Genomic DNA, 11,626 nt, shown 5'->3' on the forward strand with positions numbered 1-11,626 from the left:
GCACCGGACGTGCCGGTGCGGGCCCCGCTCACGGGACGCGGTGCGTCAGGCAGCGGCGATGTTCTCCGCCTGCGGGCCCTTGGGGCCCTGGGTCACGTCGAAGGTGACCTTCTGGCCCTCGAGGAGCTCACGGAAGCCCTGCGCGTTGATGTTCGAGTAGTGGGCGAAGACGTCGGGGCCGCCGCCGTCCTGCTCGATGAAGCCGAAGCCCTTTTCCGCGTTGAACCACTTGACGGTGCCGGAAGCCATGTTTTTCTCCTTCATGGGGCAAACGGGAGACCGTACTGCACGGCCTCCTTGTCGCCGAGATGATTGCCCCACACCGGAACAGGTCCGGGAAAACAAGGAACGCCCGGGGCATCCAGCCTCCGGGCGCGCACATAGTTCATGGGTACCACAACTGCAACGCCGTCGACGGTAGCACAGTCGGCGGGGCCGCCGGCTCCTCCGCACCGGCTCCCTCACGGCGCGGTGCGCGGCACGGTGACGGTGACCTTCAGCCCGTGCGGCGGATGCGGGGCGTAGGTGATGCCGGCGCCGCCCGCGGTGAGCAGCGCGCGGGTGATCGACAGGCCGAGTCCCGACCCGGAGACGTTCTGGTGGCGGCTGCTGCGCCAGAAGCGGTCGCCGACCCGGGCGAGCTCGTCGTCGGTGAGGCCGGGGCCCCGGTCGGCGACGGTGATGTGGACACGCTCGCCGTCCGGTGCGACGCCGACGGTGACCGGACGGCCCTCCGGGGTGAACTTCAGGGCGTTGTCGATCACGGCGTCCAGGGCGCTGGAGAGGGCCACCGGGTCGGCCCAGCCGGTGACGGCGCTGTGCCCCTCATAGGTGAGGCCGACGCCCTTGTCGTCGGCCAGCGGGCGCCAGGAGTCGACGCGTTCGGCGGCCAGCGCCGCGACATCGGTGAGCTGGAGGTCGGCGGCGGTGTGTTCGGCGAGGGCGAGGTCGAGCAGATCGTCCAGGACCCGGGCCAGCCGCTTGCCCTCGGTGCGGACCGAGGCGATCTCGGCGTTGCCGTCGGGGAGTTCGAGGGCCAGCAGCTCGATCCGCAGCAGCAGCGCGGACAGCGGGTTGCGCAGCTGGTGGGACGCGTCGGCGACGAAGGCGCGCTGCTGCTCCAGGACGTCCTCGACATTGTCGGCCATCTCGTTGAACGAGCGGGCCAGCCGGCGCAGTTCGGGCGGGCCCGCGGTGGCGGCGACCCGGGCGTTCATCCGGCCGGTGGCGATGTCGTGGCTGGCCGCGTCCAGCACCCGTACGGGCCGCAGCACCCAGCCCGTGAGGCGGAAGGCCGCGGCGACGGCGACGAGCATCGCCGCGCACTCGCCGGCCGCGATCAGCAGCCAGCCGCGCAGGACGTGCGAGCGCAGCTGCCCCGTGGGCGAGTCGGTCATCACGACGGCTACCACGTCGCCGTCGCGGATCACCGGTGAGGCGACCGGGATGCGGCCCTTGTCGTCCCAGGGCCAGACCTGGTGCGGGTCATGACTGCGGCGGCCGGCCAGCGCCTCGCTGAAGGCTCGTGCGGCCTCACCGTCCTGGGGTACCGGCAGGCCGACGGGGGCGGCGGCCATGGGGGTGCGATCGCGGTAGAAGACACCGGCACGTATGCCGTAGAGGTCGTAGTAGCGCGCGAGCTCGGTACGGAGGGTGGCGCGCCGCTCGTCCTCCTCCGGGGTCTTGTGGTGGGCGTCCGCGTCGGGACGGGCGGTGACGAACTGGGCGAGGGAGGCGAAGCGGGCGGCGTCGTCGATCCGGTCGACGACCACCCGCTGCTGCTCGACCCCGGCGGTGATGACGCCGAGCGGGATGCCGAGCGCGAGCAGGACACCGGCCATGAGGACGATGAGGAGCGGGAGGAGTCGGGTGCGCACGTGGTCGCGGCGGCCTTCAGGAGGCCGGGGCGGCAGACGTCCGCACCCCCGGGCCGGCGGCCGGGACGACCAGGCGGTAGCCGACCCCGCGCACCGTCTCGATCAGTGCGGGCATGCGCAGTTTGGCCCGGAGTGAGGCGATATGCACCTCCAGGGTCCGGCCGGTGCCCTCCCAGCTCGTGCGCCACACCTCGCTGATGATCTGCTCCCGGCGGAAGACCACACCGGGGCGCTGGGCGAGCAGCGCGAGCAGGTCGAACTCCTTGCGGGTGAGCGGGACCGCGGCGCCGTCCACCGCCACCTGGCGGGTGGAGAGTTCGACGGTGACCGCACCCAGGCGCAGCGCCTCATCGGCGGTGCTCTCCTCGGCGGGCTGCTCACCGCCGCCGGGGGCGTTGCGCCGGCTCACCGCGTGGATACGGGCCAGCAGCTCACCGGTGTCGTACGGCTTGACGACATAGTCGTCCGCGCCGAGGTTGAGCCCGTGGATGCGCGAGCGCACATCGGAGCGCGCGGTGACCATGATGACGGGGGTGGCGCAGAGCTTGCGGATCCGGCCGCACACCTCGAAGCCGTCCTGGTCGGGCAGCCCGAGGTCGAGCAGCACCACCGCGAACGGTTCCCCCTCGTCGGGCAGCAGGGCCTTGAGCGCGTCCTCGCCGTTGCGCGCGTGCACGACGGCCAGGCCGTGCTTGGCGAGCACCGCGGACAGGGCCGCGGCGACATGATCGTCATCCTCGACGAGCAGCAGTCTCATCTGGCCTCCTTCCGGGTGCATGCGTACAGGCCACAGGGCATCTACGGCGATGGAAGGCCCATGCGTCAAGAGGTGGCCACCTCCGCGCCGCCATCCGTTACCCAGCCGGTACTCCGCGCACACCACCATGGCGTCGTGTCCACCGCGGATGCCGCGCTGCGCGCCCGGGGTCCCGTCGCGGCCGGATCGTTATGCTCAAGTTCCCCTCAGATGTAATGACGCTGGTCGCGGGGCGTTACTAGGGTCCTCCCAACCGAGGAGGACGGAGCTACACGCCGATGAGCGAAGTATCGGTGACCAAGAACGCCGACGGTCCCGCGCCGGCAGCGGACCAGCTGGTCGTGCTGGACAACGTGAACAAGCACTTCGGCGCGCTGCACGTGCTCCAGGACATCGACCTGACGATCAACCGCGGCGAGGTCGTCGTCGTGATCGGGCCCTCGGGCTCGGGCAAGTCGACGCTCTGCCGCACGATCAACCGCCTGGAGACCATCGACAGCGGCAGCATCTCGATCGACGGGAAGCCACTGCCGCAGGAGGGCCGCGAACTGGCCCGGCTGCGCGCCGACGTGGGCATGGTCTTCCAGTCCTTCAACCTTTTCGCGCACAAGACCGTGCTCGAGAATGTGATGCTGGGCCAGACCAAGGTCCGCAAAACGGACAAGGCGGAGGCCGCGAAGAAGGCCCGCGCCCTGCTCGACCGGGTCGGTGTCGGCACCCAGGCGGACAAGTACCCCGCGCAGCTCTCCGGCGGTCAGCAGCAGCGGGTGGCGATCGCCCGTGCGCTGGCGATGGACCCGAAGGTGATGCTGTTCGACGAGCCGACCTCCGCGCTCGACCCGGAAATGATCAACGAGGTGCTGGATGTCATGCAGCAGCTCGCCCGGGACGGCATGACGATGGTCGTCGTCACCCATGAGATGGGGTTCGCGCGCTCCGCGGCGAACCGGGTCGTCTTCATGGCGGACGGCCGGATCGTCGAAGAGGCCGAGCCGAACCAGTTCTTCAACAACCCGCGCAGCGACCGCGCCAAGGACTTCCTGTCGAAGATCCTCCATCACTGAGCCCGCAGTCGGGCCACCATCATTGCCAACACCTGTTGAACCAAAGGATGTTCACCATGAGGATTCGTAAGACGGCTGCGGCCGGTGCGGTGGTGCTCGCGCTGGCGGCGACGGCGACCGCCTGTGGCGGCGACAAGGGTGCGGCGGGCGACAAGCCGGCCGGCGGGGATGTCTTCAGCGGCGAGTACAAGGTCGCCTCGGCGCCCAAGATCGACTCGCCGGTGCTGAAGAAGGCGCAGAAGGCCAAGAAGATCGTCGTCGGCGTCAAGGCCGACCAGCCGTTCCTGGGCTTCAAGGACACCACCGGCAAGTACTCCGGCTTCGACATCGAGATCGCCAAGATGGTCGCTGCCGACCTCGGCTTCTCGGCGAAGCAGATCGAGTTCAAGACGATCGACTCCAACGTCCGTGAGACCACCATCTCCAACGGACAGGTCGACTACTACGTCGGTACCTACACGATCAACGACGAGCGCAAGAAGCAGGTCGGCTTCGCGGGCCCGTACTACACGGCCGGCGCGGACCTCCTGGTGCGCAAGGACGACAAGGCCATCACCGGACCGGACACCCTCAAGGGCAAGAAGGTCTGCTCGATCGTCGGCTCCACTCCGCTCCAGGAGATCAAGAAGAAGAAGTACGGCGCCGACACCAGCGAGCAGTCCAAGTACTCGGACTGCGTGAAGTCTCTGCTGGACGGCCAGGTCGACGCGGTCACCACCGACGACGCGATCCTCAAGGGCTACGCCGCACAGCGCCCCGAGAAGCTGCGGGTCGTGGGCAAGTCCTTCACCAAGGAGCCCTACGGCGTCGGCATGAACAAGGACGACAAGGCCCTGCGCGACGCGATCACCGACGCGCTGGAGAACCACATCAAGAACAACGACTACAAGAAGGCGTACGACGGCACGCTCGGCAAGTCCGGGTCGAAGTACGTCGCCCCGGAGACGCCGCTGCCCCGCTACTGAGGCGCCCGCGAACCCACCGGACCATGCCGCCCCGTACGCCCGCCGCGGCGGGTGTGCGGGGCGCGCGGTGTCTTCGCCCGCTGCTGATCCACTTCCCGCCGTCGACCCGATGACCGCTACCGCGGAGACCCCATGAACGTACTCCTCGATTATCTGCCCGAGTTCCGGGACGGATTCCTCGGAACCCTGGCGATCACCGCGTCCAGCGCCCTGCTCGCGCTGGTACTCGGCGTGCTCATAGCCGGTTTCCGGGTCTCTCCGATTCCGCCGCTGCGCGCCTTCGGGACGGCCTGGGTCACGGTGCTGCGCAACACACCGCTGACGCTGCTCTTCCTCGTCGCCTTCTTCGTCGTACCGCAGGTCCTCTTCCAGGGGGCGAGCCCTTACGTGCTCGCCACACTGGCGCTCGGCTTCTACACCTCCTCCTTCGTGTGCGAGGCGGTGCGGTCCGGCATCAACACCGTGCCGCTGGGACAGGCGGAGGCCGCGCGCAGCCTGGGTATGACGTTCTCCCAGACGCTGGGCCAGATCGTGCTCCCGCAGGCCACGCGCACCGTACTGCCCCCGCTGAGCAGCATCTTCATCGCGCTGACGAAGAACTCCGCGATCGCCGGAGCGTTCGGCTACGGCGAACTGTTCAACGTCTCCAAGCTGCTCAACGACAAGGGCTACGCGATCGCCTGGATCTTCCTGTGGACCGCGCTCGCCTACCTGATCATCACCTTCGCCATCAGCGCCCTCTTCCGGCTACTGGAGCGCCGTATGGGGGTGGCCCGATGAGCGGACGCGAGGGGCGGATCAGCACGACGTGGGTGCCACGCGCAGGCGCGGCGGAACAAAGCGAGGTAAGGGCATGAGCGGCGCCAGCGTTCTCTACGACGTACCAGGACCGAAGGCGAGGACACGCAACCTCGTCTACTCCGTGGCCGGCTCGCTCGCGGTGCTGGCCCTGATCGTCTTCACCGTGCTGCGGCTGAACACCCAGGGCCAGCTGGAGCCCGAGGTGTGGAACATCTTCAACAACGCCGGTGTGCGGACCAACATCCGCGACGGCCTGGTGACCACGCTTCAGGTCTTCGCGGTCGCCGCGGTGCTGTCACTGGCGCTGGGCGTGCTGCTCGCGGTGGCGCGGCTCTCGGACCACCGGCCGGTCCGCTGGCTGGCGACCGGCTTCATCGAGCTCTTCCGCGCCGTACCGCTGCTGATCACCATCTATGCCCTGTGGGTGATCCTGCTCAGCAACCGGGGAAGCCTCGGTCTGACCGGCGACCAGCCGCAGTTCTGGGCCCTGGTCATCGGACTGACGGTCTACAACGGCTCGGTCCAGGCCGAGGTGCTGCGGGCCGGCATCAACTCCGTGCCCACGGGGCAGCGCGAGGCCGCGTACGCCCTGGGCATGAGCAAGACGCAGGTCATGACGACGGTGCTGATCCCGCAGGCCGTGCGGGCGATGCTGCCGACGATCATCAGCCAGCTCGTGGTGACGCTGAAGGACACCTCCCTCGGCTACATCATCACCTTCGAGGAACTGCTCTTCACCGCCCGCCAGATGAGCACCAACATCATCGTCAACGGCAATGACACCTACGTGCCGTTCATCATCGTCACCGGCACCATCTACGTCGCGATGTGCCTGGCGCTGTCCGCCCTCGCCAACTGGATCGAGCGGCGCGGCCGGCGGGCCAAGACGGGCATCGGTGTCGCCACGGCCGGTGAGCCGGTCACGGCCACCGACGCGATGGAGGTCTCCGACGCGGTGCCGGACGGCCCGGCCGCCACGAAGGACTGACGCACCCCAGGCCGCCCGCGGCCGATATCGATCCGTCCGGAGGCGGTGGCACCCCCGCCACCGCCTCCGTCACTTGACGCGAGCGGTCGCAGTGGGTTGCATACGCTGTGTGATCACGCACCGGGCTCCAACTGCCAGTTCCCGCATGTCCCGTACGTACCAGCGGCCCCGGGGAGCTGCGCCGTGGACCCGGTGATCGTCGTCGGGGCCGGCCCGGTCGGCCTCTCCCTCTCGCTCGCCCTCGCCCGCCTCGGCGTCCCGACCGTCGTCCTCGACGAGACCACCGGCCAGGAGGACGCCCGGCCCGCCCGCACCGTCGTGCTCCGCCCGGACACCGCCGCCTTCGTCGCCCGGCTCGGCTGCGCCGGCACCCTGGAGAGCGACGGCGCCCACTGGACCGCCTGGCGCACCATGCGCCGCCGGCGCCTGCGGGAACGCGTCGCCTTCGCTCCACCACGGACCCCGGACGGCGCGGCCGCCCCCGCCACCGCGTCCCCGCTCCACCTCCCGCAGCACGCGCTCACCCGCGCCCTGCGCACCGCACTCGCCCACGAGAAGCTCGCCGAGATCGTCACCGGCAGCCGGCTCGCCGACCTCGAACAGGACGAGCACGGCATCAGCGCCCACACCCGCGGCCCCAACGGCACGTGGTGGCGCGGGAGTTACCTCATCGGCTGCGACGGGCCCCGGTCGACCGTCCGCAAGCTGCTGGACGTCCGCTTCCCGGGCCGTACGGCCGTCGAACGGCATGCGGTGGCCGCGCTGCGCTGCGAGCTCCCCTGGCCCGGCGAGGCCCTGCTGCACCGCTCGCCGCCCCGGCCGGGCGGCGGGCCGGGCGACGAGGTCTCGGCCCGCCCGCTGGCCGGCCATGTCTGGCGGCTGGACTGGCTGCTGCCGCCCGGGCGCGAACTGGTCACCCCGGACGCCCTGGTCGCCCGGATCCGGGACTCGCTGGCCGGCTGGACCAGCGAGTCCCCGGCCGGCCCCGCCGACGAGCCCGGCGCCGAGAACGACGGCGCACTCCCCCGCGGGCGCGGCCACGGTCGGCTGGTCCCGCCGTACGAACTCCTCGACACCGGCGTGCACACCGTCCACCACCGGCTGGCCCGGGACTGGCGGCAGGGCCGGGCCTTCCTCGCCGGGGACGCCGCCCATCTGCTGGGCGCGCTCGGCACCCAGGGCCTGGACGAGGGGCTGCGGGACGCCGAGAACCTCGCCTGGAAGCTGGGCCTGGCCTGGCATCACGGCGCGTCCGAGGTGCTGCTCGACAGCTACCAGGCCGAGCGCCGGGGCGCGGTCGCGGCCCGGCTGCGCGCCGCGGACCAGGCGCTGCCGCTGCTGCGGGACGGCGGCGCGGCCCGGTGGCGCACCGTCCTTCCGGGCGCGGCGCGCGGCCGCAGCACCCTGCTGACCGACGGCCACCTGGGCCGCGGCCCGCTCGGCGCACCGCCGGTCTATGCCCGCACCCCGCTGGGACCGCCCGACGGGCAGACCGGCGGAATCCTCGTCGAGACACCGCCCGGCGCGCCGGTCACGGATGTGGCGGTGACCGCGTCGGACGGCTCGGTGGTGCGGCTGCGCGACCGGCTCGGGCGCGGTCTGCTCGTGGTGCTGGTGGCCCCCGGCACCGGCGTCTGGGACCGTCGGCACTGGCAGTCGGCCGGCCTGATGCCCCGACTGGCCGATGCGGTCGACGCGTTGCCGATGGACGCCGAGATCCTGGTCACCGAGTCCTATCCGGGTGCCTCCGCGCACACCGTGCTGCTCGTACGGCCGGACGGCCATCTGGTCACCGCGCTGTCCGGCGTCCGCCCGGCCGAGATGGCCGCGTGCGCGAACGCCGTACGGGGCGGGGCACACGGGCCGGTGACCGGGGCCGGCCGTAACGCCGCGGCACCCGGGGGCGACGCGGCCGGAGAGGGGGACTCCGCCGCGGTTGACCCTGTGGGAAGCTCCGTGCTTCACTCCGAGAATGACTGATCACAGCTCGCGATTCTGGCGGAGGGTCCATCTCGACCTGGTCCGCTACGCGGGCTGCATGTGTCGTCCGTCCTGCTGATCCGCATCTTCTGCCCCGCGCGGCCGCCCGCCTCCGACCGGCAGCCGCGCCTCTTCGCGATCACTCAGGACGGTTTCCGTGCCCGACGTACACACCCCTGCGCGCCCGCCTGCCCTCGGCAAGGACGGCGGGCCCAGCGCCTCCGAACTCCTCGACTTCGCCCGCCGGGCCGCCACCGACCGGGCCCTGGTCGCTTCCCTCCCGCTCGACCCCGAAGGACGTACCTGGCTCCGGCTGGACGGGCCGGGCGGCAGCGAGGCCTGGCTGATCGGCTGGCCGCCCGGCACCGGCACCGGTTGGCACGACCACGGCGGCTCGCGCGGCGCCTTCGCGGCGGCCGCGGGTGAGCTGACGGAACAGTCGCTCACCGCCGCCCTGCCCACCGAGGGCTGGAAGACCCTGGAACTCGCCGACGACGTGGACCGGGAACGCCGGCTCAGCGACGGGCACGGGCGGGCGTTCGGCCCGCACCATGTGCATCAGGTACTCAACCTCTCCGCGGACACCCATGCGGTGTCGGTGCACGCCTACTACCCGCCGCTGCCGCTGATGCGCCGCTACAGCCGCACCGGGCCGGTGCTGCGGCTCGAAGCGGTCGAGCAGCCGGAGGAGTGGGCATGAGCGCGGTCGACGCACTGCTGGAACACGCCCGGCGCCAACTGGGGCACCGGGTGGACCCCCTGGAGGCCGCCGCCCTCCAGGAAGCGGGCGGACTGCTGGTGGATATCCGCTACGCGGAGCTGCGGGAGCGCGACGGCACCATCCCCGGCGCCCTGATCATCGAGCGCAACGAGCTGGAATGGCGGCTCGACCCGACGGGCGCACACCGCGCCCCGGAAGCCACGCACCACGATCTGCCGGTCGTCGTCATCTGCAACGAGGGCTACGCATCGAGCCTCGCCGCCCTCTCCCTACGCCAGCTGGGGCTGCACCGGGCCACCGATTTGGCAGGGGGGTTCCAGGCGTGGAGGGGGGCGGGGTTGGGGGTGAGGGGGTGGGGAGGCTGAGGGGGTCAGTCGCCCTTGAGTCCAGTGCCCCGGCAGCCCCAGTGCCCCGCCGAGCCCGGTGCACGGCCGCCCGGTCACCGGCCGGCCGGATTCGCTGACGGCTACGGGGCCGGCCGTCGCCCCTCACACATCCGGCAGACCGTGCTGCTCCAGGAAATCCGGATCCTCGCCTTCCTCCTCCAGCGCCCGTTTGACGACGCGGAGGGCGAGGCCCTCCGGGTATCCCTTGCGGGCCAGCATTCCGGCCAGACGGCGAAGGCGCTTTTCGCGGTCCAGGCCCCTGGTGGCACGCAGTTTGCGGTCGACCAGTTCGCGGGCGGTGGACTCCTCCTGCTCGGAGTCGAGGCGGCCGACGGCCACATCGATGAGGGCGGAATCCACTCCCTTGGTGCGGAGTTCGCGGGCCAGGGCGCGCCGGGCCAGGCCGCGTCCATGGTGGCGGGACTCCACCCAGGCGTCGGCGAAGGCCGCGTCGTCGATCAGCCCGACGTCCTCGAAGCGGGACAGCACCTCGTCCGCGGCCTCCTCGGGGATGCCCCGCCGGCGCAGGGCGTCCTCGAGCTGCTTGCGCGTACGCGGGTTCCCGGTGAGCAGGCGCAGGCAGATGGCCCGCGCCTGCTCCTCGGGTGTACGCGGTGGCCCCGACTCGGCCCTCGACGAGGAGGGGCCACCGCTGTCCTCACGGCCATGACGGCCCCTGCGGCCGCTACGGGTCTCGGCGTCGCCGGCAGCGCTGTCGGTCTCGTCCTCGCTGCCCGGCCATTCCGTTCGCCGCGTCATGGCGGGCTAGCTCTTGGCCGCGGTGGCCTTGGAGCCCTTGGCGGTCTTGGCCGCCGGTGCCGGAGCCGCAGCCGGGTCGGCCGCCGCCACCGCGGCGTCCGTGCCGGGCTCCGCCGCCGGGTCCTTCGGCTGCACGCCGATGCCGAGCTTCTCCTTGATCTTCTTCTCGATCTCGTTGGCGAGATCCGGGTTGTCCTTGAGGAAGTTGCGGGCGTTCTCCTTGCCCTGGCCGAGCTGGTCGCCCTCGTAGGTGTACCAAGCGCCGGACTTGCGGATGAAGCCGTGCTCCACGCCCATGTCGATCAGGCCGCCCTCGCGGCTGATGCCCTGGCCGTAGAGGATGTCGAACTCGGCCTGCTTGAAGGGCGGGGAGACCTTGTTCTTGACGACCTTGACGCGGGTGCGGTTGCCGACCGCGTCCGTGCCGTCCTTGAGGGTTTCGATGCGGCGGATGTCGAGACGCACCGAGGCGTAGAACTTCAGCGCACGGCCACCGGTCGTGGTCTCCGGCGAGCCGAACATCACGCCGATCTTCTCGCGGAGCTGGTTGATGAAGATCGCGGTGGTCTTGGACTGGTTGAGTGCGCTGGTGATCTTGCGCAGTGCCTGGCTCATCAGCCGGGCCTGGAGGCCGACGTGGGAGTCACCCATCTCGCCCTCGATCTCGGCCCGCGGCACCAGGGCGGCGACGGAGTCGATCACGATGAGGTCGAGCGCGCCGGAGCGGACCAGCATGTCCGTGATCTCCAGTGCCTGCTCGCCGTTGTCCGGCTGGGACAGGATCAGGGAGTCGGTGTCCACGCCGAGCTTCTTGGCGTACTCCGGGTCGAGCGCGTGCTCGGCGTCGATGAACGCGACGGAGCCGCCGGCCTTCTGGGCGTTCGCGACGGCGTGCAGGGTCAGGGTCGTCTTACCGGAGGATTCCGGGCCGTAGACCTCGATGACGCGGCCGCGGGGGAGGCCGCCGACGCCGAGCGCGACGTCGAGGGCGGTGGATCCGGTGGGGATGACCTCGATGGGCTCCTTCGACCGCTCCCCCATGCGCATCACGGCGCCCTTGCCGAATTGCCGTTCAATCTGTGCGAGCGCGGCGTCCAGCGCCTTCTCGCGGTCAGTGCCTGCCATGGGTTCCACCCGATTTGCTTGAGTCGATCGCTTCACGTCCATGACGCTAACGCCTGCCACTGACAATGCGCCCGGACCCGGCTCCGGCCTGTGGATAACTCCGCGAAAAGCCCGAGGACAGCGGCCGGAACTCCCATGAGAATGGATGTTCGATTTTGGTGTCAAGCGGCCTCGCCCATGCGTCGTCGGCGGGGAACGCCCCG

13 protein-coding genes are annotated in these 11,626 nt (G+C 70.9%); 8 read left to right on the top strand and 5 right to left on the bottom strand.

Going from position 1 to position 11,626, the window contains the following annotated elements:
- Nucleotides 1-45: 45 nt before the first annotated feature.
- The 3 genes from AC3EUV_RS25015 to AC3EUV_RS25025 all read right to left on the bottom strand — a co-directional run bounded on the left by AC3EUV_RS25015 (nt 46) and on the right by AC3EUV_RS25025 (nt 2,634).
- Nucleotides 46-249, bottom strand: a complete 204-nt coding sequence (locus tag AC3EUV_RS25015; RefSeq protein WP_327224273.1) for a cold-shock protein — start codon at nt 247-249, stop codon at nt 46-48.
- A gap of 212 nt (nt 250-461) precedes the next feature.
- A complete protein-coding gene (locus tag AC3EUV_RS25020) occupies nt 462-1,877 on the bottom strand; it encodes a sensor histidine kinase (protein WP_432143969.1) in 1,416 nt (471 codons plus the stop codon).
- 16 nt (nt 1,878-1,893) lie between these two features.
- Nucleotides 1,894-2,634: a response regulator transcription factor gene (locus AC3EUV_RS25025; protein ID WP_432143970.1), complete on the bottom strand. Its 741-nt coding sequence runs from the start codon at nt 2,632-2,634 to the stop codon at nt 1,894-1,896.
- Nucleotides 2,635-2,912: 278 nt separating this feature from the next.
- Here AC3EUV_RS25025 and AC3EUV_RS25030 point away from each other — a divergent pair, with 278 nt between their 5' ends.
- The 8 genes from AC3EUV_RS25030 (at nt 2,913) to AC3EUV_RS25065 (ending at nt 9,518) form a co-directional block, all read left to right on the top strand.
- Nucleotides 2,913-3,698, top strand: a complete 786-nt coding sequence (locus tag AC3EUV_RS25030; RefSeq protein ID WP_432143971.1) for an amino acid ABC transporter ATP-binding protein — start codon at nt 2,913-2,915, stop codon at nt 3,696-3,698.
- 56 nt (nt 3,699-3,754) lie between these two features.
- Entirely contained in the window at nt 3,755-4,663 is a 909-nt protein-coding gene (locus tag AC3EUV_RS25035; protein WP_432143972.1) for a glutamate ABC transporter substrate-binding protein, read from the top strand.
- Nucleotides 4,664-4,795: 132 nt separating this feature from the next.
- A complete protein-coding gene (locus tag AC3EUV_RS25040) occupies nt 4,796-5,443 on the top strand; it encodes an amino acid ABC transporter permease (protein WP_432143973.1) in 648 nt (215 codons plus the stop codon).
- Between the two features lie 73 nt (nt 5,444-5,516).
- Nucleotides 5,517-6,452 carry an amino acid ABC transporter permease gene (locus AC3EUV_RS25045; RefSeq protein ID WP_432143974.1) on the top strand — a complete coding sequence of 312 codons (936 nt, stop codon included), beginning with the start codon at nt 5,517-5,519 and terminating at the stop codon, nt 6,450-6,452.
- 183 nt (nt 6,453-6,635) lie between these two features.
- Complete coding sequence (locus tag AC3EUV_RS25050; protein ID WP_432143975.1) at nt 6,636-8,432, top strand: FAD-dependent monooxygenase; 1,797 nt, start codon at nt 6,636-6,638, stop codon at nt 8,430-8,432.
- Nucleotides 8,425-8,511, top strand: a complete 87-nt coding sequence (locus AC3EUV_RS25055; protein WP_311044721.1) for a putative leader peptide — start codon at nt 8,425-8,427, stop codon at nt 8,509-8,511. The genes AC3EUV_RS25050 and AC3EUV_RS25055 overlap by 8 nt, the downstream gene beginning before the upstream one ends.
- Nucleotides 8,512-8,589: 78 nt before the next feature.
- Nucleotides 8,590-9,132, top strand: a complete 543-nt coding sequence (locus tag AC3EUV_RS25060; RefSeq protein ID WP_432143976.1) for a cupin domain-containing protein — start codon at nt 8,590-8,592, stop codon at nt 9,130-9,132.
- Complete coding sequence (locus tag AC3EUV_RS25065; RefSeq protein ID WP_432143977.1) at nt 9,129-9,518, top strand: rhodanese-like domain-containing protein; 390 nt, start codon at nt 9,129-9,131, stop codon at nt 9,516-9,518. The genes AC3EUV_RS25060 and AC3EUV_RS25065 overlap by 4 nt, the downstream gene beginning before the upstream one ends.
- A gap of 123 nt (nt 9,519-9,641) precedes the next feature.
- Here AC3EUV_RS25065 and recX read toward each other — a convergent pair whose 3' ends face one another.
- Together recX and recA are read right to left on the bottom strand one after the other, a co-directional pair.
- The gene (recX, locus tag AC3EUV_RS25070) at nt 9,642-10,298 is read right to left on the bottom strand and encodes a recombination regulator RecX (RefSeq protein WP_432143978.1); all 657 of its coding nucleotides are present in this window, start codon (nt 10,296-10,298) and stop codon (nt 9,642-9,644) included.
- A 6-nt stretch (nt 10,299-10,304) separates the two neighbouring features.
- On the bottom strand, nt 10,305-11,423 hold the full coding sequence (gene recA / locus AC3EUV_RS25075; protein ID WP_432143979.1) for a recombinase RecA: 1,119 nt from the start codon (nt 11,421-11,423) through the stop codon (nt 10,305-10,307).
- Nucleotides 11,424-11,626: the final 203 nt, after the last annotated feature.

It is taken from the genome of Streptomyces sp. bgisy130 (assembly GCF_057708345.1).